Source organism: Nocardia sp. NPDC057272 (genome assembly GCF_042668615.1).
In the GTDB taxonomy this organism is placed as follows: domain Bacteria; phylum Actinomycetota; class Actinomycetes; order Mycobacteriales; family Mycobacteriaceae; genus Nocardia.
The window spans coordinates 273,468-298,033 of record NZ_JBHUYK010000001.1 but is presented as its reverse complement, the minus strand read 5'-3'; the positions used below and the strand labels follow the sequence as shown (position 1 = coordinate 298,033).

22 protein-coding genes and 1 tRNA gene are annotated in these 24,566 nt (G+C 68.4%); 11 read left to right on the top strand and 12 right to left on the bottom strand.

The features are described from left to right. Nucleotides 1–109 precede the first annotated feature (109 nt). Nucleotides 110–1,165, top strand: coding sequence for a potassium channel family protein (locus tag ACFULV_RS01345; protein ID WP_378632844.1), 1,056 nt, complete (start codon nucleotides 110–112; stop codon nucleotides 1,163–1,165). Between the two features lie 45 nt (nucleotides 1,166–1,210). After that, nucleotides 1,211–2,101: an NAD(+) diphosphatase gene (gene nudC, locus ACFULV_RS01340; protein ID WP_378651893.1), complete on the top strand. Its 891-nt coding sequence runs from the start codon at nucleotides 1,211–1,213 to the stop codon at nucleotides 2,099–2,101. 9 nt (nucleotides 2,102–2,110) lie between these two features. On the opposite strand, the gene ACFULV_RS01335 is transcribed toward nudC, so the two are convergent. Then, nucleotides 2,111–2,344 (bottom strand): mycoredoxin, encoded by a 234-nt coding sequence (locus tag ACFULV_RS01335; protein ID WP_143876199.1) that lies wholly within the window; start codon nucleotides 2,342–2,344, stop codon nucleotides 2,111–2,113. Between the two features lie 111 nt (nucleotides 2,345–2,455). On the opposite strand from ACFULV_RS01335, the gene ACFULV_RS01330 reads away from it, so the two are divergent. The 3 genes from ACFULV_RS01330 to ACFULV_RS01320 all read left to right on the top strand — a co-directional run bounded on the left by ACFULV_RS01330 (nucleotide 2,456) and on the right by ACFULV_RS01320 (nucleotide 5,511). Further along, on the top strand, nucleotides 2,456–4,612 hold the full coding sequence (locus ACFULV_RS01330; RefSeq protein WP_378632849.1) for an ATP-dependent DNA helicase UvrD2: 2,157 nt from the start codon (nucleotides 2,456–2,458) through the stop codon (nucleotides 4,610–4,612). Between the two features lie 110 nt (nucleotides 4,613–4,722). Next, complete coding sequence (locus ACFULV_RS01325) at nucleotides 4,723–5,049, top strand: hypothetical protein (RefSeq protein WP_378651892.1); 327 nt, start codon at nucleotides 4,723–4,725, stop codon at nucleotides 5,047–5,049. Nucleotides 5,050–5,187: 138 nt separating this feature from the next. Further along, nucleotides 5,188–5,511 (top strand): WhiB family transcriptional regulator, encoded by a 324-nt coding sequence (locus ACFULV_RS01320; protein ID WP_378651891.1) that lies wholly within the window; start codon nucleotides 5,188–5,190, stop codon nucleotides 5,509–5,511. Between the two features lie 34 nt (nucleotides 5,512–5,545). Here ACFULV_RS01320 and ACFULV_RS01315 read toward each other — a convergent pair whose 3' ends face one another. Next, on the bottom strand, nucleotides 5,546–6,160 hold the full coding sequence (locus ACFULV_RS01315) for a helix-turn-helix domain-containing protein (protein ID WP_378651889.1): 615 nt from the start codon (nucleotides 6,158–6,160) through the stop codon (nucleotides 5,546–5,548). Between the two features lie 195 nt (nucleotides 6,161–6,355). Here ACFULV_RS01315 and ACFULV_RS01310 point away from each other — a divergent pair, with 195 nt between their 5' ends. Both ACFULV_RS01310 and ACFULV_RS01305 read left to right on the top strand, forming a co-directional pair. Beyond that, a complete protein-coding gene (locus tag ACFULV_RS01310) occupies nucleotides 6,356–7,459 on the top strand; it encodes an aryl-sulfate sulfotransferase (RefSeq protein ID WP_378651888.1) in 1,104 nt (367 codons plus the stop codon). Beyond that, on the top strand, nucleotides 7,447–8,760 hold the full coding sequence (locus tag ACFULV_RS01305) for a uracil-xanthine permease family protein (RefSeq protein ID WP_378651885.1): 1,314 nt from the start codon (nucleotides 7,447–7,449) through the stop codon (nucleotides 8,758–8,760). The genes ACFULV_RS01310 and ACFULV_RS01305 overlap by 13 nt, the downstream gene beginning before the upstream one ends. 24 nt (nucleotides 8,761–8,784) lie before the next feature. Here the strand turns inward: ACFULV_RS01305 and ACFULV_RS01300 are convergent, their stop codons facing one another. From ACFULV_RS01300 to ACFULV_RS01290, 3 genes are all read right to left on the bottom strand, one after another. Next, nucleotides 8,785–10,134, bottom strand: coding sequence for an ABC1 kinase family protein (locus ACFULV_RS01300; RefSeq protein ID WP_378633455.1), 1,350 nt, complete (start codon nucleotides 10,132–10,134; stop codon nucleotides 8,785–8,787). 61 nt (nucleotides 10,135–10,195) lie between these two features. After that, a complete protein-coding gene (locus ACFULV_RS01295) occupies nucleotides 10,196–11,071 on the bottom strand; it encodes a TOMM precursor leader peptide-binding protein (RefSeq protein WP_378651883.1) in 876 nt (291 codons plus the stop codon). A gap of 208 nt (nucleotides 11,072–11,279) precedes the next feature. Further along, nucleotides 11,280–12,737, bottom strand: a complete 1,458-nt coding sequence (locus tag ACFULV_RS01290) for a zinc-dependent metalloprotease (RefSeq protein WP_378651880.1) — start codon at nucleotides 12,735–12,737, stop codon at nucleotides 11,280–11,282. 127 nt (nucleotides 12,738–12,864) lie between these two features. On the opposite strand from ACFULV_RS01290, the gene ACFULV_RS01285 reads away from it, so the two are divergent. After that, nucleotides 12,865–13,890, top strand: coding sequence for a PDZ domain-containing protein (locus tag ACFULV_RS01285; RefSeq protein WP_378651878.1), 1,026 nt, complete (start codon nucleotides 12,865–12,867; stop codon nucleotides 13,888–13,890). On the opposite strand, the gene ACFULV_RS01280 is transcribed toward ACFULV_RS01285, so the two are convergent. Beyond that, nucleotides 13,891–14,469 carry a PPA1309 family protein gene (locus tag ACFULV_RS01280; RefSeq protein ID WP_266292347.1) on the bottom strand — a complete coding sequence of 193 codons (579 nt, stop codon included), beginning with the start codon at nucleotides 14,467–14,469 and terminating at the stop codon, nucleotides 13,891–13,893. Nucleotides 14,470–14,625: 156 nt separating this feature from the next. Between ACFULV_RS01280 and ACFULV_RS01275 the strand changes: the two genes are divergently transcribed. Continuing rightward, on the top strand, nucleotides 14,626–17,607 hold the full coding sequence (locus tag ACFULV_RS01275; RefSeq protein ID WP_378652411.1) for a UPF0182 family protein: 2,982 nt from the start codon (nucleotides 14,626–14,628) through the stop codon (nucleotides 17,605–17,607). Nucleotides 17,608–17,680: 73 nt separating this feature from the next. Here ACFULV_RS01275 and ACFULV_RS01270 read toward each other — a convergent pair whose 3' ends face one another. After that, nucleotides 17,681–18,223 (bottom strand): transglycosylase family protein, encoded by a 543-nt coding sequence (locus tag ACFULV_RS01270; RefSeq protein ID WP_378651875.1) that lies wholly within the window; start codon nucleotides 18,221–18,223, stop codon nucleotides 17,681–17,683. Nucleotides 18,224–18,579: 356 nt separating this feature from the next. On the opposite strand from ACFULV_RS01270, the gene ACFULV_RS01265 reads away from it, so the two are divergent. Beyond that, nucleotides 18,580–18,653 (top strand) — tRNA-Met (locus ACFULV_RS01265). Nucleotides 18,654–18,709: 56 nt separating this feature from the next. Here ACFULV_RS01265 and ACFULV_RS01260 read toward each other — a convergent pair. From ACFULV_RS01260 to ACFULV_RS01245, 4 genes are all read right to left on the bottom strand, one after another. Continuing rightward, complete coding sequence (locus ACFULV_RS01260) at nucleotides 18,710–18,967, bottom strand: HPr family phosphocarrier protein (protein ID WP_101466146.1); 258 nt, start codon at nucleotides 18,965–18,967, stop codon at nucleotides 18,710–18,712. Nucleotides 18,968–18,993: 26 nt separating this feature from the next. After that, complete coding sequence (locus tag ACFULV_RS01255) at nucleotides 18,994–21,237, bottom strand: fructose-specific PTS transporter subunit EIIC (RefSeq protein WP_378651872.1); 2,244 nt, start codon at nucleotides 21,235–21,237, stop codon at nucleotides 18,994–18,996. Nucleotides 21,238–21,465: 228 nt separating this feature from the next. Continuing rightward, a complete protein-coding gene (locus ACFULV_RS01250) occupies nucleotides 21,466–22,455 on the bottom strand; it encodes a 1-phosphofructokinase family hexose kinase (protein WP_378651869.1) in 990 nt (329 codons plus the stop codon). Then, entirely contained in the window at nucleotides 22,452–23,219 is a 768-nt protein-coding gene (locus tag ACFULV_RS01245; protein ID WP_378632878.1) for a DeoR/GlpR family DNA-binding transcription regulator, read from the bottom strand. Before ACFULV_RS01245 ends, ACFULV_RS01250 begins: the two co-directional genes overlap by 4 nt. 262 nt (nucleotides 23,220–23,481) lie before the next feature. On the opposite strand from ACFULV_RS01245, the gene ACFULV_RS01240 reads away from it, so the two are divergent. Next, a complete protein-coding gene (locus ACFULV_RS01240) occupies nucleotides 23,482–24,300 on the top strand; it encodes an amino acid-binding protein (protein WP_378651866.1) in 819 nt (272 codons plus the stop codon). A gap of 3 nt (nucleotides 24,301–24,303) precedes the next feature. On the opposite strand, the gene ACFULV_RS01235 is transcribed toward ACFULV_RS01240, so the two are convergent. Beyond that, nucleotides 24,304–24,528, bottom strand: a complete 225-nt coding sequence (locus tag ACFULV_RS01235) for a hypothetical protein (RefSeq protein ID WP_378632882.1) — start codon at nucleotides 24,526–24,528, stop codon at nucleotides 24,304–24,306. Nucleotides 24,529–24,566 lie beyond the last annotated feature (38 nt).

The window sequence follows — 24,566 nt, the reverse complement described above, 5'->3', positions numbered from 1 at the left end:
GATCTGGCCTGACCAGAGGGTGCGGCGAAGGAGTGCCCGGCGGGCGGGAAGATCAAGGTACCCAGGCCGAGAACACGCGGCGCCAGCCGCCAGAAATACAGGAGCAGGCATGTTCGGTGACACGCGCAACCCGGTCGGGTTGAGCAGCAGTCCCGACTACGCCCTGGTCGGTCTGTTGCGGATCCCGGCGGCGCAGTCCAGTCCGTGGGTTTCGCTCACCCGTCGCGTGTTGTTCGCGATCGCACTGCTGTTCACCGCCGCGACTGTGGTCTACGTCGGCCGCCACGGCTACAGCGACAACACCGGCGACGAGCTGTCGTTCCTGGACGCGATGTACTACGCCACGGTGTCGCTGTCGACCACCGGCTACGGCGATATCGCCCCGGTGACCCCGTCGGCGCGGTTGGTGAACATCATCGTCATCACCCCCCTGCGCGTCCTGTTCCTCATCGTGTTGGTCGGTACCACTCTCGGCGTGCTGACCGAACGGTCGCGGCAGGCATTCAAGATTCAGCGATGGAGGCACACCGTGCGTAATCACACCGTCGTCGTCGGCTACGGCACCAAGGGCCGGACCGCGATCGATGCGATGGTCGGTGACGGGATCCAGGTGTCCGACATCGTGGTGGTCGACACCGATCCCATCGCGCTCGAGGCCGCTGCCGCCGCGGGCCTGGTGACCGTGCACGGTTCGGCGACCAAGTCCGATGTGCTGCGACTGACCGGGGTACAGCGTGCCGCCGCGGTCGTCGTCGCCACCAATCGCGACGACACCGCCGTGCTGGTGACGCTCACCGCGCGCGAACTGAACAAGACGGCCAAGATCTCGGTGGCCATCCGCGAAGCGGAGAACACCCACCTGGTCCGTCAATCCGGCGCCGACTCGGTGGTGGTGTCCTCGGAGACCGCGGGCAGGCTGCTCGGTATCGCCACCACCACGCCGACGGTCGTGGAGATGATGGAGGACCTGCTCACACCCGAGCAGGGCTTCGCCGTCGCCGAACGCGAGGTGGAGGCGAGCGAAGTGGGCGGATCGCCGCGCCACCTCAGCGATATCGTGCTCGGTGTGGTGCGCAACGGCGCGCTGATCAGGGTCGGCGAACCCGAAGTCGATGCCCTCGACACCGGCGACAAACTGCTCTACATCCGTCGCGCCGGAAAGTAGTCGGCCGCCCGAGCCGCACCTGCGCCGTCGCTCTATGCTCGGAACGTGTCGTTCCGGCTGAAAAACGTTCCGCTGCTGTCACGTTCCACCATCGACCGGGCCGAGCACGCCCGGCTCGATCCCGGCGCCCTGCGCGAAGGGTGGGGGAAAGCGAAGATTCTGCGTATCGACGCGCGGGGGAAAGTGCGGGTGGAGGACGGCAAGATCGTCCTCGACGCGGCCGTCTCGGTGGCCGAGGAGCCCGGTGAAGGCGCGGTCTTCCTCGGTGCCGTCGACGGCAGTCACCTGTGGGCGGTGCGAGCCGACGATCTGGACGGCACCCTGAAGGATCTGCGCACGCTCGGCGCGGTCGACGATTTCACCGCGGAACTGCTGTCCACCGCGTACGCGCTGCTCAACTGGCACGATCGGGCCGGGTATCACGGCGGCGACGGCACGGCGACCACGACGGCGCGCGGCGGTTGGTCGCGGCTGACCGCGGCAGGCGAGGAAGAGTTCCCGCGGATCGACCCCGCCGTGATCTGCCTGGTCCACGACGGCGCCGATCAGGTGCTGCTGGCCCGTCAGCAGAGCTGGCCGGAGACGATGTTCTCCCTGCTCGCAGGGTTCGTCGAAGCCGGTGAATCGCTGGAACACTGCGTGGAACGCGAGGTCCGCGAAGAGGTCGGTGTCGACCTGCGCGATATCGACTATCTCGGCAGCCAGCCGTGGCCGTTCCCGCGCTCGCTGATGGTCGGCTTCGCCGCGGTCGGCGACCCCGCCCAGGAACTCGTGTTCTCCGATGGCGAGATCGCCGAGGCGCATTGGTTCACCCGCGAGGAAGTCCGCGCGGCACTGCGGGTCGGCGACTGGTCGGCGCGCGAACCCGGCGCCCGGCTGCTCGTCCCCGGGTCCATCTCGATCGCGCGCTCGATCATCGAGTCCTGGGCGGAGTGACGCGGCGAATCAGGCCTGCTGGGCGGCCAATGCCTGCTTGACCGCGGCCAGCGACGGGTTGGTCGCGGTGGAGCCGTCGCGGTACTTGATCGTCGGCACGACGTGGTTGCCGTTGTTGACGCTGCCGACGAACTCGGCCGAAGCGGGATCGTCCTCGATATCGATCACCGAGTAGGTGATGCCCGCCTCGTCGAGCTGGGTCCGCAGGCGCCGGCAGTAGCCGCACCACGTGGTCGAGTACATCGTCAGATCTGGGGTTGCTTCAGTCACGCGATGTGCAACGTCGCGAGGGGGCGCTGTGTTCCTTGCCCCTGCATCCGCGGGCGTCGCGGCACGTTGTCGGTGGGCGCTGTCATGATGGTGCGCGTGCCAGCACTCGATCTCACCGCCCTCGACCCGGAACAGGCCGCCGCGGTGCGGGCACCGAGGGGGCCGGTCTGTGTTCTCGCAGGTGCGGGGACCGGTAAGACCAGGACGATCACGCATCGGATCGCGCACCTGATCGCGGGTGGGCATGTGAAGGCCGACCAGGTGCTGGCGGTGACGTTCACCGCCCGCGCGGCGGGGGAGATGCGCAATCGGCTGCGCACGATGGGACTCGGGGGCGATGCCGGGCAGGTGCAGGCGCGGACCTTCCACGCCGCGGCGCTGCGGCAGTTGCGGTATTTCTGGCCGCAGGTGGTGGGGGATGTGCCGTGGCGGTTGATCGACAGCAAGTTCCCCATCGTCTCGCAGGCCGCGCAACGGGCGGGGCTGCGTGCCTCCACCGAAATGGTGCGCGACCTGCTCAGCGAGATCGAATGGGCCAAGGCGTCGCTGATCGCCCCGGAGGACTATCCGGCCGCTGCCGCCAGACATCATCGTGACGCGCCGGTCGACGTCGCCAAGGTCGCCGAGGTGTACCAGGGCTACGAATCCGCGAAAGCCTCCGCCGACGGCCTGCTGCTCGACTTCGACGACCTGCTCCTGCACACCGCGGCCGCACTCGAGGACTATCCGGCCGTCGCCGACGAATTCCGTGGTCGCTATCGCAGTTTCGTCGTCGACGAATACCAGGACGTGACGCCGCTCCAGCAGCGCGTGCTCGACGCGTGGCTGGGTGAGCGCGACGATCTGACCGTGGTCGGCGACGCGAACCAGACCATCTACTCGTTCACCGGGGCCACCCCGTCCTACCTGCTCGATTTCTCCCGGCGTTTCCCCGACGCCACCGTGGTGCGGCTCGAACGCGACTACCGGTCGACACCCCAGGTGGTGTCGCTGGCCAACCAGGTCATCGGTGCCGCGCGCGGACGCATCGCGGGCACCCGCCTTGCCCTGATCGGTCAGCGGCCCGACGGCCCCGAGCCCGAATTCGCCGAGTACGCCGACGCGCAGGCCGAGGCCGTCGCGGTCGCCGGGCGGATCGAGAAGCTGATCGCCGCCGGAACCCCGGCGTCCGAGATCGCGGTGCTCTATCGGACCAACGCACTGTCGGAACCGTTCGAACAGGTGCTCGGCGCGCGGGCGATTCCGTTCCAGGTGCGCGGCGGCGAGGGGTTCTTCCAGCGTCAGGAAGTACGTCAGGCGGTGTCGGCGCTGCGTCAGGTCGACGCCCGCGACGATCTGCCCGACGAGGCGCGCAGTGGGTCGTCGCTGATCACGCTGGTGCGGGCCGCGCTGGCCCCGGTCGGGCTCACCGCGGAGGAACCGGCCGGTGCGCAGGCGAAGGAACGCTGGTCCGCGCTGCTGGCGCTGGTGCAGCTCACCGAGGAACTGGTCAGCCACGACGACGACATGGATCTCACCGCGCTGTTGCGTGAGCTCGCGACCCGCGCCGAGGCCAAGCATCCGCCGATCGTCGACGGTGTCACCCTGGCCTCGCTGCACGCGGCGAAGGGCCTGGAATGGGACGCGGTGTTCCTGGCCGGGCTCACCGACGGCACGCTGCCGATCTTCCATGTGCTCGGCCGGAAGAACGCGCCCGTCGACGAAGCCGGGCTGGAGGAGGAGCGCCGGCTGCTCTACGTCGGTGTCACGCGGGCACGCGAACATCTGAGCCTGTCGTGGACCCAGCGGCGGCTGCAAGCGGGCGGTGACTATCGGCCGGTGACCCGGTCGCGGTTCCTCAACGGGTTGATTCCGGACAGTTCGGCGGCCTCGCGGATCGCCGTGGAAGTCCCGGTCAAGGCCGACACCCCACGTCCGCTGTGCCGGGTGTGCCTCAAGCCGCTGATCGGCACCTACGCCACCATGCTCGGCCGGTGCAGGCGCTGCCCGGGCGAGGTCGACCCCCAGCTGCTCGAGGCGCTGAAGGAATGGCGAGCCGAGAAGGCCGAAGCGCTCCAGCGGCGTGACTTCGTGGTGTTCACCGACACCACCCTCACCGCCATCGCCGAACAGCTGCCCGCCGACGACGCCGCGCTGGCGGCCATCGCCGGTATCGGCGCGAAGAAGATCGAACAGTACGGTGCCGATGTGCTCGCCATCGTTGCGTCACGTTTGCGGGCAACAGCACAAAACCCCAGGTAGAAAATAAGTTGTTCGGTTCTCGATCATTGCCTATGGTGGAGAACACGCACCGAGAGTGATCCCGGTGCGCGGTAATTGTTCACACACGAGTTCAGGAGGGAGGCAGACACATGAACACGAACACCACGTTCGATGCGATGAGCAATCGCGTCCTGGTGAACGGATTTGTCATGTCCGCCTCCCGGGGGGTCCTCGCTCTGCAGGGGACCGGCCTGTCCGGCGTCGATGCCAAAGCTGTGCCGATGACTGTCGTCCATCAGCACACTCCGATTCGTCTCCAGGACAAGCCCAACGTGGGTTGGCAGCCGACCGCCGTTGCGGCACCGGCAGCAATCGCCGATGAAGCCGGTTACGCACCGGAGTTCATCGGCGCAATCCGCCTCCGCGTCCACCCAGCGACCGTGATCAGGTCTCGACAGAGATGTCGAACTAGGTAGGGAACACCTCCCAGACCTCCTGGCCACGGATCGCGAGAAGCGAAATCCGTGGCCATCTTTATGTCGGCTCCTCAGCCGTTGGCACCGGGTTCGCACACCGAACATTCGACCGCTGCAAACGAGCTGAAGGAGAACGACGTGTTCACCGCCCAGGACTGGCCGACGGCCACTGCTGACGTGACATGCCGAACCGTGGCGCAGACCCCTCGCGTCCGTGAGGTCACCAAGACTCTGCCCTGTAGGGGCGGAAACCCCGATCTGTGGTTCGCCGAGAGCCCCACCGATCTCGAGCAGGCCAAGGAACTGTGCGCGGCCTGCCCGATCCGCAAGGGCTGCCTGACCGCGGCCATCGATCGTGCCGAGCCGTGGGGCGTGTGGGGCGGTGAGATCTTCGACCAGGGTGTCGTGATCGCCCGCAAGCGCCCCCGCGGTCGCCCGCGCAAGGTCGCGATCGTGGCATGAACCCGGGAAAAGGGTTGTACCGCAAGCGAACCGCTCACCTCGTCATGGTGAGCGGTTCGTTTTGTTCTGTGCGGGATGCGCGTTTGACGGTGCGACCGTCGGCGACGGCGAGGACCAACGTGGTGGTGTCCGGGGAGTGCGCCCACCACCGGTGCTTCTCACCCGCGCGGCAGTAATAGGTGTCACCGGTGCCGAGGTCGTGTTCGGTGCCGTCGGCGACCAGTGTGATCCGGCCGCGGATCACGTGGATGATCTCGTCGGATCGGTGGACGAAGTCGCGGTCACCGCGATCGGTACCGCCGGTGAATTCCAGGGCGCGCAGGTCGCGGTCACCGTGGACGAGGGACCGGACAGTACCCGCGCCGGGCTCGGTTTGGGGCAGGGCGGTGTCGTCGGCGGCGCGGACCACGGCCGCGGGCGCGGTGTCGTCGGCCGCGGCCAGCAGAGCTGTCGCGGTGGTCGAGAGCGCGTCGGCGATCAGCTGTAGCGAGCGCAGGCTGGTGTTGGTCCGGCCGTTCTCGAGTTGGCTCAGAAATGACTGGGACAGGCCGGTTTCGCCGGCAAGGCGGGCCAGGGTGTATTCGGCGGCGAGTCGCCGATCGCGGATCACGGTGCCGAGCTGCCGATTCCGGATGTGCTCACTGGCCACTGATCGCCTCCGTGTCCTCGGTCCTGGCTGTGTCTGTGACTGTAGTGAATCTTCAGTGCCCGCGACCGGTGCTGGTCCGCTGTTTCGGCGGCCGACCAGGGGGTGAGCGGGTTTCGCGCACCGTGATCGGAACGGTTCCTGTTCCCGTGATTCTACTGAATATTCAGTGGCATCGAATATTCAGGAAGAGGCGGCATGGAACAGAACACCCTCAAGCGCCGGGGCATCGGGCTGATCGGCAGCAATGCCGAGCTGGCTTCGCCCGGCTTCACGCTCTACGCGCCGCTGGCGGGCAACGGTCGAGTCGACCTGGTCGACCTCGACGGCGAGATCGTCCACCAGTGGCACCTGCCCTACCGCCCGGGCAGGCACGCCCGCATCCTCGCCGACGGCACGCTCGCCTACAACGGTGCGACCCTGGCCCGCGCGCCGCTGTTCGCCATGTGGCGCAAGTACTCCGGTGGTTCGATGGCCCGCTACGACCACACCGGTACTCAGCTGTCCGAGGTCCGCGACGATCTGGCCCACCACGACGCCCACCACTACGACGACGGGCGCGTGCTCTACGCCGCCGTGCAGCCGCTCACCGGCGCCGACGCGGCACGGATCCAGGGCGGTGTGCCCGGCACCGAAGCCGACGGGATCGTCTGGTCCGATGTGATCCGCGAGGTCGGCCCGGACGGCGCGCCGATCTGGGAGTGGCGTGCGGTCGAGCATCTCGATCCCGCGGAATTCGCGCTGCAGCCGCACTATTGGCGTGAGCACTGGCCGCTGATCAACAGCGTGTACCCGCTCGACGAGCACACGGTGGTGGCCAGTCTGCGCAGCGTCTCCGCGGTGATCCTGATCGATCGGCGCACCGGCGTGGTCACCGAGCTCGCCGACCGCGACACCGTCGCTCAACAGCATCACGCCACCCCGCTCGGCGACGGCAAGATCCTGGTGTTCGACAACGGCACCTTCCGCACCGGAGAGTCGGTCACCTACAGCCGCGTCGTCGAAATAGACGCTGCTACCGGCGAAGTCGGGTGGACCTATCAGGACTCCCCGCGTGAGGCGTTCTTCACTCCCTTCATGGGCGGCGCGCAGCGGCTGCCCAACGGCAACACGCTGATCACCGAGGCCGCGTTCGGCCGGATCTTCGAGGTGACCCCGCAACGGCAGATCTGCTGGGAGTACGTGGTGCCCTCGTTCACCGAATACCCCGATCCCGATACCGCCCAGGTGTTTCCGGGTATCTCCAACGCGATCTTCCGTGCCTACCGTTACCGCGCCGAGGAACTCCCATGGCTGCGGTGACCGAGCCGGTGGTGGCGCCGGTCGACGAGATTCCGCCCGCGGGCCGGGCTTTCGCCGGTGCGCTACAGCACCTGGTGGTGATGATCGCGATGCCGCTCACCTCGGTGTTGCTGATCAGCCGCAGCCTGCACCTGGACGACGAGGCGGCCCGCGCCCTGCTCTGTGGCGCCCTGCTTTTCAGCGGTATCGGCACCATCCTGCAGTCCGGTGGCCGTTACGGCCTCGGGGCCGGACTGCCGTTCGTCATGCTGCCCGGTGGCGCGGCGGTGGTGCTGTTCATCCAGACCGCGCAGACCTACGACCCCGCCACCGCCACCGGCGCGGTACTGATCACCGCGGTCGCCGGCATCGCGCTGGTACCGATCGCGCGCAAGCTGGTGCGCTTCCTGCCGATGGTCGTGATCGCCGCCATGATCCTGGTGATCGGGGTGAACCTGGTGAAGGTCGGCGCGAATCTGATCACCTCCGCCGACGACCCGACACCGGTCAGGTCGGTGATCATCGCCGGGGCGACCATCGTGGCGACAGTGCTGGCACATCGCTTCCTGCCTTCCGGTTGGCGACGCGTGTCGGTGCTGATCGGGATGGGGGTCGGGACCGCGGTGGCGGCCGCGCTCGGCCGGTTCACGCTCGTCCCTGGTGACGCGCTGGTGCAACTGCCGGAGCCGTTCCTGTTCGGCGCACCGCATTTCGACCTGCTGGCGGCCGTGCCGCTGCTGGTGTTCAGCATCGGCTCGATGGCCGAGGCCACCGGACAGACGGTGCTCAACGCGCAGGTGGTCGGCAAGCAGATCGATACGGCGCCGACGGTCGGGCGCACGATCCGCGGTGACGCTGTCACCTCCCTGTTCTCCGGGCTGTTCGGTGGACCGACCATGGTGACCAGTGGTGAGAACATCGGGCTGATCCGGCTCACCGGTGTTCGCAGTCGATACGTCACCGCGCTGACCGGCCTGATGTTGATCCTGGCCGCGTTCGTGGCCCCGGTCGGCCGCATCGTGAATTCCCTGCCCGGCTCTGTCGTCGGCGCGACGGCGGCCATCGTGTTCGCCACGATCATCGCTTCCGCGATCGGCCTGTTCCGCGAAGTCGACCTGAACGACGACGCCGCCCTGCTCACCACCACCGCGGCCCTCACCGCGGGCCTGCTGCCGATTCTGGTTCCCGCCCTCTATCGCGGCTTCCCCGCCGATCTGAAGCTGCTACTCGGCAGCGGAGTCACCATGGCCGCTGTGGTCGGCATCCTGGTGCACCTGCTGTGCACGGTGGGCCGACGCTCGTCCGGGGCATCCGCCGACTGAGACGCCCCGGGCGAGAGGGGTGCCCTACGAAGCCTGTTCGGCGCGGAAGCCCGGCACCCAGGTGCGGACCAGGTTCATGAAGCCGAGTTCCGCGTCGAGCTGGGCCAGGATGCCGACCGAGCCACCGAGCACCCGGAAGACGGTGAGGTACTCGGCCGGAAGTTGCAGGGCGCGAGCGGTTTTCATCTCCGGGCTGGAGAACTCGGAGGCCTTGCCCGCCACCCGCTGCATCCACGACCGGGTGAAGTGGAACGTGTCGGTGCGAATCGGGTCGCTGAACGGACGCAGGTACGCCTCGATCTCCTCGTGGGTCACCACCCGGCCGGGAATGACCCAGCCGTGCTCGTAGAGCAATTCGGTGAGGGCCGCGTGCTCGTCGGCGACAGCGAGGGCCAGCATGCGGCCCAGGATCTCCGGGAAGCCGTCCGGCATCGGCGCGCACGCGCCGAAGTCGAGCACGGCCAGGGTGCCGTCGGCCCGCACCAGGAAATTGCCGGGATGCGGGTCGCCGTGCAGCAGGCCGACCAGTTCGGGCGAGCTGAAGTGGAAGGTCCCCATCAGCTCGGCGATCCGGTTGCGCTGCGCCCGGGTGCCCTCGGGGTCCTCCGCGCCTGCCTTGATCAGCGCCGACACCGGGGTGCCGTCGAGCCATTCGGTGACGATCACCTTCGGGGCGCCCGCCACCACCTTGGGGATCGCGATGGTGGGGTGCCCCTCGAACGCGGCGGCGAAGCGGCGCTGGTTGGCGGCCTCGATGCGGTAGTCGAGTTCTTCCTCGGTGCGTTCGGTGATCTCGGCGAGCAGCGGCTTCACATCGGCGCCGGGGATCACCGACGAGAGCAGTCCGGTCATCCGGGACAGCGTCTTCAGGTCGGCGCGCAGCGCGTCGTCGGCGCCCGGATACTGCACCTTCACCGCCACCGCGCGACCGTCGGACCAGACCGCGCGATGCACCTGGCCGATGCTGGCCGAGGCGGCCGGGGTGTCGTCGAAGGACGTGAAGCGTTCCCGCCACTTGGTGCCCAGCTGCTGGTCGAGCACGCGGTGCACCGTCTCGGCGGGCATCGGCGGTGCGGCGGCCTGGAGCTTGGTCAGCGCCTCGCGATAGTGCTCGCCGAACTCCTCCGGGACCGCGGCCTCCATCACGCTCAGCGCCTGCCCGAACTTCATCGCGCCGCCCTTGAGCTCACCGAGCACGGTGAACAGCTGCTCGGCTGCTTTCTGGTTCAGGTTCGCGTTGATCTGCTTCTTGTCACCACCGACGAGCTTCTTGCCGAACCCGACAGCGGCTCGTCCGGCGATGCCGAGCGGAATCTTGGCCAACTTGGCATTGCGGCTGGAACTGCGGCGCACGATCTCGGACACGGTACCCATCATGGCCGAACTCGCGGGGTGTGTGCCATAAGAATGCTCACACCGGCTGATGCGACGCCCGTCACCGGGCGGTTTCCGGCGCGCGTGAGGTCATGTTCCGGCACCCGCATTCCTGATGCGGCAGCCACGGCCGGCGCTGGATCTCGTGGGTGTCGAGATTCAATTCCACGGTAGCGTCGAGAGTGCGCGGTGGACGCCGCGGTGAACAGGCGACGATCGCCTCCAGCTCGCCGAGCGCCAGCGCGGTCGTCGCCGCGATGCCCGCCGGGGACGCGTGCCCGGTGCGGCCCAGTAGCTGGGCGGCCAGATGCGGCCAGTCGTTGTCGAATCCGGCCCGGGTCAGGTCGGCGCAGCGCAGGCAGCTGGTCTCGCCGGGCAGCACGAGCGGGCCGACCACGCCGACCCCGTCGCGAACTCGGACCTGCAGGTGCGGCACCCTGCGCAACACCAGATCCACCGACAGTCCGGGGTCGATCATCAACGCGTCGGTGAGCACCACCAGATCGCCCGCGGCGGTACCGAGCGGATGGTCGGGCCGGTACGCGCGCGAGCGGGTGGGGCGAAAACCCATGCGCCGCAATCCGATCGCTACCGCGTCCGAGAGCGGACCGAGGCCGTGCACGGTGATACCGCGGATCTTGCCCAGTGCGGGTTCGGGCTCGAGCAGCAGGCCCGCACGCTCGATCGCGGTGAGCATGCCCATGGTGCGATCGGGGCTGATGCCGAATTCGCCTGCCCGCCAGATGATCTGGGGCCACGATTGCAAGCCGTCGAGCAGGCGGAGGAAGGCGAGCACGGTACCGGTGTCGTGATCGGTGGTTTCCAGGAGCAGCGCGCGTTCGGGGTCCCAACCGAGCTGGACCGTGCCGGACGGGCGAACCAGGGTGGTCACTCGCGGGTTGAGCATCGGCCCGCGCAGTGGGGAAGTGGTCGTCATGCCAGAAGTATCGGCACCCGGCAGCGGCGCGAGGTGCGCCGAAAGTGCAGTTATCCACAGGCTTTCGGCGTGTCGGCCCGCGGATTCCGAAGTGTGAACAACCGCTGTACCGCGGGTCGCCGCCGCGTTTCGCGACGAACGTTAGCCTCGGAACCGTGTCGCGCCACCGAGATCGGAAGTTTCTCACCGACCTCGGCGGCGAGGTGGATCAGGCCTTGCCGGAATCCGAGTCGGAATCACCCTCGTCGCGCGGGGTTTCGTCGGAATCGGACTCTTCGGCCTCGGCTTTGCCGAGACCGGCCGCGTCGCGCTCCCGCGCTTCGGTCGCGGCCAGCTGCGCCAGCGGGTCGTCGAAAGCGCCGGTGCTGCCACCGATGATGGAGTCGATGAACCCGGCAGGGGAGTCGAGATCGGTGGAGTCGGGCAGCAGATCGGGGTGTTCCCACACCTTGTCGCGCCGCTCCATCCCCGCGTCGGTGGTGAGCCGCCGCCACAGCGCCGAGGCCTCACGCACCTTGCGCGGCCGCAACTCCAGGCCGACGAGCGTGGCGAATGTCTGCTCGGCGGGTCCGCCCGTCGCCCGGCGGCGACGCAGCGTCTCCGACAGCGCGTTCGCGCCCGGCAGACGCTCACCCACCGCGTCGCTGACCACGACGTCGACCCAGCCCTCGATCAGCGCAAGCAGGGTCTCCAGGCGCTCGAGCGCCTGCTTCTGCTCCGGTGTGGTCTGCGGTTCGAACGTGCCCTGGGAGAGCAGTTCCTCCAGCTTGGAGGGGTCGCTCAGCGACATCGGGTCGATGCCCTGCGCGGCTTCCTCGATCGCGGAGAAGTCCATCTTGATGCCGCGCGCGTAGTCCTCCACGGCGCCGAGCACCTGCTGACGCAGCCAGGGCACGTGCGCGAAGAGCCGCTGGTGGGCGGCCTCGCGGGCGGCCAGGAAGACCATGATCTCGCTCTCGGGTTGCTCGAGCCCTTCGCTGAACGCCGAGATCGCGGTCGGCAGTAGTGCCGCGGTACCGGCCGGGCCCAGCGGCAGACCGATATCGGTGGAGGTCAGCACCTCCTTGGCCAGCTGGCCGAGCGCCTGACCGAGCTGGGAGCCGAACGCCAGCCCGCCCATCTGACCGAGCATGCCGACCATCGGCCCGGCGAACTGCTTGGCCTCCTCGGGCAACTGCGCCGTCCACATGCCCGAGATCTGCTCGGCCACCGGATCGCACAGGCGCTTCCAGGTGGGCAGCGTCTCTTCGATCCAGTCGTTCGGGGTCCACGCGACCGTCTTGGTGGCGCCCGCGGGCAGCACCGTGGAGCCGTCGAGCCACAGTTCGGCCAGGTGCGCCGCGTCGGTCACCGCGGTCGTGGTCCCCGACGCGATAGGGGCGATGGTGGAACCGAGCTGCTGGCGGGCCAGTCGCTTGGCGACGTCATAGTTGACCGGGCCGGACTGCGAGCCGCCGGGACCCATGCCCTGGCCCATGCCGCTGATCATCTGCCCGAGCTGGCTCAGCATCTGGCCCAGCTGCGACGGATCGAAGCCGCCCGCACCGCCGGCGCCGCCCGCTCCGAACCCGAACGGATCGTTTCCGCCGGGTCCGTTGCCCTCGTCGCGACGCTTGCCGGAATCGTCGTCGTCGCCGGTCGAGAAGCCGAAGGGGAGATCGCTCATACCTCTTACGTTACGCGGGACCCCCGGGCCCACGGTGTTCGCGCATCGCGAAATCGCGCGACGACGCCCACGCCGTAAAGCGTGCCACTGCCGTCGGTCACGGCCGTTGATCACTACTGTGGTCCGAGTGAATCGTCGGATCCTCACCCTGATCGTCGCCCTCGTCCCTGTCCTCATGCTCGGTGTGGCGGGCAGCGTGGTCACCGTGCCGTTCGTCGCGCTGGGCCCCGGCCCCACCTTCGACACCCTCGGCCAGGTCGAGGGCAAGCAGGTGGTCGATGTCACCGGCGCGCCACTGGATCCCACGAGCGGGCACCTGAACATGACGACCGTGTCGGTGCGCGACGGGCTGAACCTGTTCGAGGCGTTCGGGTTCTGGGCCAGCGGTGAGCACGGCCTTGTCCCGCGCGCCGAGGTGTACCCACCCGGCGTGTCACGCGAGGAGGTCGACAAGTCCAACCAGCAGGACTTCAAGGACTCCGAGAGCGATGCCGAGGTCGCCGCGCTGCACTACCTGAAGATGCCGACGGTCGTGCTGGTCCGCGGACTCGGCGAGGACGGGCCGGCCAACGGCGTGCTCGAGGTCGGTGACGAGCTGATCAGCATCGACGGCACCCCGATCACCACGCCCAAGGACGTGATCGACATCGTCGGCACCAAGGCGCCCGGCGCCACCATCACCGTCGTCCACCGTCGCGGCGACGCCGAGCTGACCAGTCCGATCACCCTGGCGCCGCGCCCCGGCGACGAGACCAAGGGCTACCTCGGGATCACCCCGGGCGAAGGCGGACGCCCGCCGTTGCAGGTCGAGTTCAACCTCGCCGATATCGGCGGACCGTCGGCCGGTCTGATGTTCAGCCTCTCGCTGATCGACAAGCTCTCGCCGGGCGAACTCAACGGCGGCAAGTTCGTCGCGGGCACCGGGACTATCGACCAGGACGGCAAGGTCGGCCCGATCGGTGGCATCCAATACAAGATGATCGCGGCGCGCGAGGCAGGCGCGGAAACGTTCCTCGTGCCCGCCGACAACTGCAACGAGGCCGGTCAGCGTGCTCCGGAGGGTCTGCGCCTGGTGAAGGTCGACACCCTCGACAGCGCGATCGCCGGACTTGCCGAGATCAACGCGGGTCGCGAGGCGATCGGCTGCGGGTAGTCACTCCAGCGTGTGGTGCAGGGCCTCGACCAGGCCCGGCGCCAGGTTGGGGTAGGTGCGCAGGTCGAGGTCGCCGAAGCCGTCATCGTCCTCGGGACGGATCTGCAGCAGGCACAGGGTGGCGCCCTGGCGCAGCACACCCGCGATGAGCCGGGCGTCGCGGCGACCCGGATGCGCGTGCGCGGCGGCGCGCCCGGCCGCGTCGGCGGCTTCGTCATCGGCGAGTAGCGGAACCAGCGCTTCGTCGAGATCGCTCTCGGCGTCGGGCGGCAGCACCACGATCTCCTGCACCAGCACGCAGCCTTCGACCGCGGGCGGCCAGGTGGTGGTGGCCAGGAACTCGTCCAACGCCATCGACCCGCCGGTGATGTCGTCGGGGAAGGCTTCCTGGGCCACCGGGGTCAGCTCGCTGCCGTCGTCGAGCTGGTCTTGCAGGTCCGGTTCGGCCGCGGCCAGGTCGGCGGTCGGCACCAACGCGAACATCTGCGGCGGGTTTCCCCAGCCCTCGGCGTCGGCGAACTCGACGACCTCGCGCACACAGCGGGCGAGGAGAACTTCGGCGTGCTCGTCTTCGGTCACCCGCACATCCAATCATTTTCGGCCCAGACGCTTGCACGGTGTCCGATTTCCGTAGAGTGGGCGCCAACGGTCCGGCAACGGATCACCCGCAACATTCGGACTGCGGTGACTGCGCCGATCACGGTGTGGAACCGCCGGAGCATGGAGAGTGGCACCGTGGGCATGCGGCCCCCCACCGGCTTACCTTCGTTGTCCCGACGCAGCCGTGTGCTGCTGGTGACAGCAGTCGTCCTCGCGGCGCTGTTGCTGCTCGGGCCCCGCTTCACCGATGCCTATACCAATTGGTTGTGGTTCGGTGAGGTCGGTTATCGCAGTGTGTATCTCGGCGTGTTGCGCACGCGGCTGATGCTGTTCGTGGTCGTCGCGTTGCTCGTCGGCCTGGTGGTCTGGGCGGCGCTGCTGCTGGCCTATCGGTCGCGTCCGGTGTTCGTGCCGGTCGCCGGGCCCAACGATCCGATCGCGCGTTACCGCACGACCGTGATGAGCAAGCTGCGGCTGTTCGGCGTCGGTATCCCGGTGCTGCTCGGCGTGCTGTCGGGTTTGGTCGCGCAGTCGAACTGGGCGACGGTGCAGCTGTTCCTGCACGGTGGCGAGTTCGGTCAGCAGGACCCGCAGTTCCATCTCGACATCGGCTTCTACACCTTCGATCTGCCGTTCTACCGGATGGTGCTGAACTGGCTGTTCGTCGCCGTGGTGATCGCGTTCTTCGCGAACCTGGTGACCCACTACGTGTTCGGCGGCCTGCGGCTGGCCGGGCGTGAAGGCACCCTCACCAGGGCCGCGCGCGTGCAGCTCGCGGTGATCGCGGGGATCTTCGTGCTGCTCAAGGCGGTGGCGTACTGGTTCGACCGGTACGACCTGTTGTCGAGTACGCGCAAGGAGCCGACGTTCGGCGGTCCGTCGTTCACCGATATCAACGCGGTGCTGCCCGCCAAGCTGATCCTGCTGTCGATCGCGGTGATCTGCGCGATGGCGTTCTTCGCCGGGATCGTGCTGCGCGATCTGCGGGTTCCCGCGATGGCGGCCGCGCTGCTGGTGCTGTCGTCGATCCTGGTCGGTGCGGTGTGGCCGATGGTGGTCGAGCAGTTCTCGGTGCGTCCCAACGCCGCGGAGAAGGAAAGTCCGTATATCGAGCGCAACATCCAGGCGACTCGCGAGGCGTACGGGATCACCGACGACAAGGTCGAGTATCAGAACTACCAGGGTGAGAGCAGGAAGAGCCCGCTCGAGGTGCCTGCCGACGCGGCCACCATCGGCAACGCCCGCCTGCTCGACCCGAACATCCTCTCGCCTACCTTCACCCAGCTCCAGCAGCGCAAGAACTTCTACGGCTTCCCCGAGTCACTCGACATCGACCGCTACAGCCTCAACGGCGACGTCCAGGACTACATCGTGGCCGCGCGTGAGCTGCACCCGGCCGCGCTGTCGGGCAACCAGAAGGACTGGATCAACCAGCACACCGTCTACACCCACGGCAACGGCTTCGTTGCCGCGCCCGCCAACCGGGTCAACAAGCCGCAGTCCGAGGCCCAGAGTGCCACGGGCGGCAGTGATTCGGGCTATCCGCTGTTCATGGTGAGCGACCTGTTCACCAAGGTCGAAGACCAGCAGATCAAGGTCGAGCAGCCGCGGATCTACTACGGCGAGCTGATCGCGCAGACCGATCCCGACTACGCCATCGTCGGCACCGCGGAGGGCCAGGCGCCGCGCGAGTACGACTCCGATCAGGCGCAGTTCACCTATGACGGCAGCGGTGGCGTGCCGATCGGGAACTGGTTCAACCGGCTGGCCTTCGCGGCCAAGTACGCCGAGCGCAACATCTTGTTCTCCTCGGCGATCAGCGAGGACTCCAAGATCCTGTTCAACCGTGGCCCGCGCGACCGGGTGCAGAAGGTCGCGCCGTGGTTGACCACCGACGGCAACGCCTACCCGGCGGTCGTCGGCGAGCGCGTGGTCTGGATCGTCGACGCCTACACCACGCTGGACAAGTACCCCTACGCCCAGCCGACATCGCTCGACGGCGCGGTCGAGGACAGTATCGACAAGAAGACCGGGCGGGTCATCCCGCGCAAGGAGGTCAGCTACATCCGTAACTCGGTGAAGGCCACCGTCGACGCGTACGACGGCACCGTCACCCTGTACGAGACCGACACCACCGACCCGGTGCTCAAGGCCTGGCGTGGCGTGTTCCCCGACGCGGTGAAGCCGCAGAGCGAGATCTCGCCCGAGCTGCGCGCGCACTTCCGCTACCCGGAGGACCTGTTCAAGGTCCAGCGCGACATGCTCACGAAGTACCATGTGGACAATCCGCGTGAGTTCTTCACCAACAACGCGTTCTGGTCGGTGCCCAGTGATCCGACCATCGAGGGCGGCACGTTCAACCAGCCCCCGTATTACGTGTTGCTGGGTGACCCGAAGACCAACAAGCCGGTGTTCAACCTGACCTCGGCGATGGTCGGCTACAACCGGCAGTTCCTCTCGGCCTACATCTCGGTGCGGTCGGACCCCGACGGGTACGGCAAATTCACCGTGTTGCAGCTGCCGGTGGAAACGCAGACGCAGGGCCCGCAGCAGACGCAGAACTCGATGACCACCGCCGACGCGGTCTCCCGAGAGAAAACCCTGCTGTCGAACTCGAACAAGATCCGCTACGGCAACCTGCTCACGCTGCCGGTGGCCGACGGCGGCATCCTCTACGTGGAACCGTTCTACAACGAGCGCAACACCGGTTCGTCGACGTTCCCGCAGCTGCTTCGCGTGCTGGTGAGCTATCGCGACGCGGCGGGCAGCGTGAAGGTCGGCTACGCGCCGACACTGGCCGAGGCGCTGAACCAGGTGATGCCGGGTGCGGGTTCGCTGGCGACGCCGTTCGGTGGCGATCCGTCGGTGAAGCCGAAACCGGGGGCGATCCCGCCGGTCGACCAGGGCACCGTCACCCCGCCCGGTAACGGCACCACACCGCAGCCGGGGACGACTCCGCCCGCGGGGTCGACGCAGGAGGCCGCGGCCGCCGAGCTCAGCCGCAAGATCGAGGCGGTGCGCACGGCGATGCGGACGGGCAACTTCACCGATTTCGGTAAGGCGCTGGAAGAACTGGACGCCGCGGTGAAGGCGTATCAGGACGCAGGCGGCCGGTAGCCGGCCGCCGCGCAGCAGCAAGAAAGGCCCCGTCTGGTCGACGGGGCCTTTCTTGTGCAGGGGGAACGGTGGATCAGCCGCCGATCGAGGCGATCAGCGGAGCGTTGGCGTCGAGCAGGGCCTGGTACTGACCCGCGACACCGTACTGGTCGGCCAGCGTCTTGCCCGCGGCCTTGGCCTGGTCGACGGCAGCCTGGACATCGGTCTTGGCCTCGGCGGGCAGTTCGACCGGCAGTTCGACGGCGGGCTCCTCGACCACCTCGGGCTCGGATGCGCCCGACTGGAGGAACTGACCGCAGTGCGGCCACGCGCCGACGCCCTGGCTGGCGAGCACGTTCTCCGCGACGCGGATCTGCTCTTCCTTGCTGGCGTTGTGCGCCGAACCCTGGCCGCCGTTGGCCGCCCAGGTGCTCTGCGAGAACTGCAGGCCGCCGTAGTAGCCGTTGCCGGTGTTGATGCCCCAGTTGCCACCGCTCTCGCACTGGGCGACGCCGTCCCAGTTGTAGGCGGCGGCGGAGGCGGTGCCGGTGGCGAGGCCGAACGGAACGGCAACAAGGGCGCCGGCGATGGCGGCGACGCCAAGGGCGCGGGTGCTGAATTTCCGGGTCTCAGTCATGGGGGAGACGCTAACCAAAGAATCGACGCCGATCACATCTTGATAACGAGCTGATTCTGTGAACGGAATAGTCGCCTTTTCAATGTTTACACCGCATAACCAGTGGGAATACCTAGATTCCGGTCGGTCTGTTATTGGACCGTTATGTGTTCGGGATCACGGGGTGATAGTGACGCCGCTCACCGAAACTCGGGCCCGGCGCGTGTAGTTGCCGGAATGTGTGATGGCTGCCACAGTCAAAGGGTTGGATGTGCGGTGCTGCTCGTCGAGGATTGGGATTTTTGGTCACGAAACCCTTGTTGACCTCGCGATTTGGCGCCTGCGCACACCTGTGTGTAATGTTGTGTTCACACCGACGCGGGGTGGAGCAGCTCGGTAGCTCGCTGGGCTCATAACCCAGAGGTCGCAGGTTCAAATCCTGTCCCCGCTACAAAGAAAAGACCCGGAACCACTGGTTCCGGGCCTTTTCCATTTCTCCGGGTCGCTTCAGGCGTCGAGGTCGCTGGCGACGAGCTCGGCGATCTTGTCCAGAGTCGGCTGATCGTCGCTGGTGATCACCACCTCGGCGCCCTGGCCTGCGCCGAGGGTCATGATCATCAGCGCGGAGCCCGCGTCTACCGGGTCGCCGCCCGTGACAGCGATGGTGACGGGAACTCCTGCCGCGCCGACCGCTTCGGCGATGAGGGCCGCGGGGCGGGCGTGCAGGCCGACCGAGGAGCCGACGGTGACGGTGGTGCTTGCCATGGGATATCTCCTTGTGTGCGAATGGATTACGCGGTGGTGAGAACAGGGGCGACGGACTGCTTGCGGGTGACTTCCTTGGCGAGGGTGACGCAGGCCGCGGCGACGAGCGTGCCGGCGACCAGCGACACCAGGAACCAGCCGAGATGCCCGATCGCGAAGAACACGAAGATGCCGCCGTGCGGTGCGCTCAAGGTGACGTCGGTAGCCATGATCAGCCCGCCGGTCACCGCGCCGCCGACCATCATCGACGGCAGCACCCGCAGCGGGTCGGCGGCGGCGAACGGGATCGCGCCCTCGGAGATGAACGAGGCGCCGAGCAGCCAGGCGGCCTTGCCGTTCTCGCGTTCGGCCTCGGTGTAGAGGCGCGGGCGCAGCACGGTCGACAGGGCCATCGCCAGCGGCGGCACCATGCCCGCGGCCATCACCGCGGCCATGATCCGCAGGGTCGCGATATCGGTGACCGAGAGTCCGGCGGCGGCGAATGAATAGGCGGCCTTGTTGACCGGACCACCGAGGTCGAAGCACATCATCACGCCCAGGATGACGCCGAGCGCGATGGCGGAGGTGCCGGACAGGCCGTTGAGCCAGTCGGTGAGTCCGTTGGTCACGGCGGCGAGGGGCTTGCCGAGCAGCACGAACATCACGATGCCGACGATCGCCGAGGCCAGCAGCGGGATGAGCACCACCGGCATGAGCCCGCGGGCCCACGTGGGTACCGGCAGCTTGCTCACCCACAGCGCCGCGAATCCGGCCACCAGACCGCCGACCAGGCCGCCGAGGAATCCCGCGCCGACGAAGACCGCGATCGCGCCTGCGGTGAAACCCGGTGCCAGGCCGGGACGGTCGGCGATCGCGAAGGCGATGTATCCGGCCAGTGCCGGGACCAGGAAGCTGAAGGCGAGCGAGCCGATCTGGAAGAGCACGGCGCCGAAATAGGTGGCCAGACCGCCGTCGGGCAGGTCGGTGATCGAGTTGTCGAGCACGATCGCCTTCGCGCTGTCGGAGATCTCGTAGCCGCCGAGCAGGAAGCTCAGTGCGATCAGCAGACCACCCGCGGCGACGAACGGGATCATGTAACTGACGCCGGTGAGCAGGATCTGGCGCAGGCGGGTGCCCCAGCCGATGCCCTTGGCCGCCGCCTGCGCGGGTGCGGGTGCGGTACCGCCGACGGTGGCGGCGTCCGCGGCGGTACTTGCCGCGACGGCCTCCGCGATCATCGTGTCGGGCTCGTTGATGGCGCGTTTGACGCCGGACTCGATCACCGGCTTGCCCGCGAACCGGCTTCGGTCCTTCACCCCGACATCGGTGGCGAAGATGACGGCGTCGGCGGCGGCGATCGTGGCCGGGTCGAGCTTGTCGCCACCACTCGAGCCCTGGGTTTCCACCGCCACGTCGACTCCGGCCCGTTCGCCCGCGGCGACCAGGGAGTCGGCGGCCATGTAGGTGTGGGCGATGCCGGTCGGGCAGGCGGTGACCGCGACGATCTTCTTCGGCGCACCGGACTTCGCTGTGCTGACAGCCGGTGCATCGCCCGCAGCGCTGTCTCCAGCTGACGCTGGGTTGTCGCCCGGGTGTCCGGTGGGGGCCGTCGTCGCGCCATCGGTTGTCGCGCCGGAACCGGCCACGCCCACTGCGGCGGTACCGGCTGCCGCCGCGCCGACTCCGGCGGCCGATGACTCGGAGACGGGAGTCGCGTCCTTATCGTCCGCGGCGGAGGAGGTCCCCGTTCCGCCGTCGGCGGGCGAACCGGACCCGGCCGCACCAGCCGATCCCGTCGCCGCTGTGCCACCGGGGGAAGGTGTGGTCGCGGTCGGTGGGGGATTGATGACGCCGTCGACCAGGGCGACCACGTCCGCCGGTGTCGCGGCCGCGCGTAGGTCGGCGACGAAGGCAGGCCGGACCAGTGCGCGAGCCAACGACGACAACAATTTCATGTGCTCGGCGCCCGCGCCTTCCGGAGCGGCGATCAGGAAGACCAGATCGGCGGGCCCGTCGGGAGCGCCGAAATCGACGGCGGGTGCGAGGCGGGCGAAAACCAGCGAGGCGGTGGTGACGGCGGCCGATCGGCAGTGCGGGATCGCGATGCCGCCGGGTAGCCCGGTGGCCGATTGCGACTCCCTGGCGAGGGCGGCTTCGGCCACCGCGCCGACGTCGGTCGCGCGGCCCATGGCGGCGAGCTTGTCCGCGAGCGCGGTGATCACGGCGCCCTTGTCGGCGCCGAGGTCGGCGTCGAGCGCGATCAGTTCTGGGGTGATGATCGAATCGGCCATCGTCGTGTCTTTCCGGAGTGGGGGTGGAGCAGGAGCTTGTCGGGTCCAGCGGTGTCGATCGGCGCGGTTATCGGCGTCGGCCGGTGGGGTAGCGCTGGGTGATGGATGTGTGGCGGTGGTGATCGCCGTCTGCGGTCGGATCTCGGATCAGCGGCGGACGAACGCGCAAGTCGCAGCGGTTCGAGTTCGGCGATGGGCGAAGGCGCCGGGCGCCGATCGTGGGGACGCTCATGCCGGGGCCGATGGTCGGTCGGCGGTGAGTGGGTGCGCGGTGACGGCTTCGAGGACGATGTCGGCGGGGCCGGGGAGTTCGGTGCCGGGGAGTGCGGTGGCGGCGCTGCCGTAGGCGACGGCGGTGCGCAGGCGGTCGGCGGGGGATTCGCCCGCGAGGTCGGCGAGCAGGTAGCCGGCCAGGGCCGAGTCGCCCGCGCCGACGGTGCTGCGCGCGACGATCGGCGGGGCGGCGGCGAACCACGTGTCCTCGGCGGTGACCAGGACCGCGCCCGCCGCGCCCAGGGTTGCCAGCACCGCGCCGACGCCACGGTCGATCAGCATCGTGGCAGCTTCGGCGGCGGCCGTGGGGTTTTCGAGGTCGACGGCGTCGAGGCCGGTGAGCTGAGCCAGCTCCTCCGAGTTCGGTTTGATGAGATCCGGTGCGGCGCGCGCTGATTCGGCGAACAGGGCGAGCAGCGGCGCATCGGAGGTATCGACGGCGACGCGGGTGCGACGCATACCGTCCGGCGAGACGGGCGGTGTGGACAACATCGCGACGAGCTGCGCGTACCAGTCGACGGGCACGCCCGGCGGTAGTGATCCGGACAGCACGATCCACTCGGCTCCCGCGGCCACCTCCACGAGCAGCGCTGTGAGCTCGGCCAGCTCGCGCGCCGACAACGGACGGCCGGGCTCGTTGATCTTGGTCGTGGTGCCGTCGGATTCGGCGATGGTCAGATTCACCCTCGGCCCGCCGGGCGCCGGTACCGTGCGGAATTCGATGCCCGCCGTACGCAATCCGTGCACCACGGGGTCGTCGTCGGCCCCCGGCAGCACCGCCGTGACCGCCGCCCCGCCCCCGGACACCACCCGTGCGACATTGACTCCCTTGCCGCCGGGGTGCGAGGTGACGCTCGCCGCGCGATGCACCTGCCCGCGCCGCAACGGCTCGGTGAGGGTGACCGTGCGGTCGACACTCGGGTTCGCGGTCAGCGTGACGATCATGCGAGTACCACCTCGATTCCTTCGGCGACCAGTTCCGCGTGTGCGGTGGCCGGGATGTCGGTATCGGTGACCAGGACGTCGACCTCGGCGGCACTGCCGAAGCGCACGAAGTCCTCGCGCCCGATCTTGCTCGCGTCGGCGACCACGACGACCCGGTCGGCGGCGGCGATCATCGCGCGTTTCACGGCGGCTTCCTCCGGATCGGGGGTGGACAGCCCGTGTCGCACCGTCAGCGCGTTGGTGCCCAGAAACGCGACGTCGACCCGTAGTTCGCCGAGCAGCCGCAAGGACTCGGCGCCGACGGCGGCCTGGGTGACGCCGCGAACCCGCCCGCCGAGCAGGTGCAACCGGACACCCGCGAACCCGGTGAGGCGCGCGGCGACCGGTAGCGAGTTGGTGACGGTGACCAGGTCGACGTCGGCCGGCATGGCCGCGGCCACCCGCACGGTCGTCGTGCCCGCGTCGAACAGCACGCTGCCGCCCGTTCGCGGCAGGTACCGCTGCGCGAGTTCGGCGATCCGGTCCTTCTCCGCGGCGCGAGTGCTGTCGCGCTCGGCGGTGCCCGGTTCGAAGGTCGTGAGCGCGCCGGAACCGACCGCGCCCCCGTGCACCCGCCGGATCACCCCGAGTCGGTCGAGTACCGCCAGATCGCGGCGCACGGTTTCGGTGGTGACCCCGTACTGGTCGGCGAGTTCGGCGACGGAGACGCGCCCGCGATGCCCGATCAGGGTCGCGATCGCCTGCTGCCGTTCCTCGGCGTACATGGAGTTCCTCCGGCCTCGATGAATCTTTACTTATGTTGTTTTATGCCCACTTGTGTGGGTTTGTCAATGAATTTTGGTGATCCGAGTCACAACTGTTGCCCTCTGCCTATCGGGCGAATGGTGCCGACAGTCACACCACAACAGTGCGGGTGCTCGACATCACCGCGGAAATCAGTGCAGGTCAACGGCTTTCGCTCGCGCTTTCACGTCGCTGTTACGCACCTCGTCCAAGATCGACACGAAGGCCGGAGACGCTGACCCCATGTGGCGATTCGCAGTGCGACCCCGTGTCACGGTCCTGGCCTGCGAGGTATGCGGCAGACTGCCGCATCCCGGCCGGACCAGGCTCACGCTGGCCAAACTCGCGGCGGTGTTCCCGGTGGAGCTGGCGCTGCACGCGCTGGTCGTCCACCTGCACCCGCCGTACCTGCTGACCGTCGCCCTGCTCACGGTCACCACCACGATCCTGGTGATCTGGGTGGTGGAGCCGTCGGCGATGCGAATGCTCGGCGGCTGGCTGCACAGCCCGGAACTACGGCACCGCGACCGCATCGACTCCGCGCCCGCGCTCTGGCGGATCCGCGTGCGCCTGGCCGACCGTCCCGGCGCGCTCGAGACGCTGGCCAAACATCTCGCCCACCGCGACGCCAACATTCTCACCGTGCACGTGCACCAGCTCGAGGACGCCGTCCTCGACGAACTCGTCGTCGCCGCGCCCGCCGAGGTCACCGCGCACGCGATCACCTCCGCCGCCGAACACGCGGGAGGGTCCGGAGTGCGGGTCTGGCCCGCGACCGTGCTGTCGCTGATCGATGGTCAGACCAAGGCGCTGGCCATCGCCGCCCGCATCGTCGGCGATCCGGACGAATTACCCTTGGCCGTCGCCGAACTGCTGGGCGCGCGCTACCTCGCGCCCGGCACGCCGGAGGTGAGCGAACCGGGCGAGGGCACGCTGCTGGAACTGGACCGTGACGATCGTCGCTGGGGTTTCGTACGCCCCGACGAACCGTTCACCCCCGCGGAGATCGCCCGCGCGCATCGGCTCGCCGATCTGGCGGTGCTCACCGCGCGACGACGGTGAGGTTCAGTCGAAGCCGAGGTCGCTGGTGAGCGGATCGCGTAGGGCGCCCTCGGCGGCCCGCAGGCGATCGGTGACCGAGGTCAGCAGATCCATCGAATCCTGGGACAGCCCGAGCGCGAGGCGGGTCAGGTGACGGATGGCATCGCAATGGAAGAGGTCGGCGAGTAGAGCGTCCGGGTCGGCGGGCGCGGCCGAGTGTTCGACGACGGTCACGGCAGGGGCACTCACAATCTCGTATTTTCGAGTATGACGCACCTTACATCCAC

Excerpts from the sequence above, each read along its gene's own strand:
- ACFULV_RS01260 (WP_101466146.1), bottom strand. The coding sequence starts at position 18,967 with ATGGCAAGCACCACCGTCACCGTCGGCTCCTCGGTCGGCCTGCACGCC.
- ACFULV_RS01290 (WP_378651880.1), bottom strand. The coding sequence starts at position 12,737 with ATGAGCGATCTCCCCTTCGGCTTCTCGACCGGCGACGACGACGATTCC.
- ACFULV_RS01305 (WP_378651885.1), top strand. The coding sequence starts at position 7,447 with ATGGCTGCGGTGACCGAGCCGGTGGTGGCGCCGGTCGACGAGATTCCG.
- ACFULV_RS01345 (WP_378632844.1), top strand. The coding sequence starts at position 110 with ATGTTCGGTGACACGCGCAACCCGGTCGGGTTGAGCAGCAGTCCCGAC.
- ACFULV_RS01255 (WP_378651872.1), bottom strand. The coding sequence starts at position 21,237 with ATGGCCGATTCGATCATCACCCCAGAACTGATCGCGCTCGACGCCGAC.
- ACFULV_RS01240 (WP_378651866.1), top strand. The coding sequence starts at position 23,482 with ATGTGGCGATTCGCAGTGCGACCCCGTGTCACGGTCCTGGCCTGCGAG.
- ACFULV_RS01325 (WP_378651892.1), top strand. The coding sequence starts at position 4,723 with ATGAACACGAACACCACGTTCGATGCGATGAGCAATCGCGTCCTGGTG.
- ACFULV_RS01250 (WP_378651869.1), bottom strand. The coding sequence starts at position 22,455 with ATGATCGTCACGCTGACCGCGAACCCGAGTGTCGACCGCACGGTCACC.
- ACFULV_RS01300 (WP_378633455.1), bottom strand. The coding sequence starts at position 10,134 with ATGGGTACCGTGTCCGAGATCGTGCGCCGCAGTTCCAGCCGCAATGCC.
- ACFULV_RS01330 (WP_378632849.1), top strand. The coding sequence starts at position 2,456 with ATGATGGTGCGCGTGCCAGCACTCGATCTCACCGCCCTCGACCCGGAA.
- ACFULV_RS01295 (WP_378651883.1), bottom strand. The coding sequence starts at position 11,071 with ATGACGACCACTTCCCCACTGCGCGGGCCGATGCTCAACCCGCGAGTG.
- ACFULV_RS01270 (WP_378651875.1), bottom strand. The coding sequence starts at position 18,223 with ATGACTGAGACCCGGAAATTCAGCACCCGCGCCCTTGGCGTCGCCGCC.
- ACFULV_RS01310 (WP_378651888.1), top strand. The coding sequence starts at position 6,356 with ATGGAACAGAACACCCTCAAGCGCCGGGGCATCGGGCTGATCGGCAGC.
- ACFULV_RS01245 (WP_378632878.1), bottom strand. The coding sequence starts at position 23,219 with ATGTACGCCGAGGAACGGCAGCAGGCGATCGCGACCCTGATCGGGCAT.
- ACFULV_RS01335 (WP_143876199.1), bottom strand. The coding sequence starts at position 2,344 with ATGTACTCGACCACGTGGTGCGGCTACTGCCGGCGCCTGCGGACCCAG.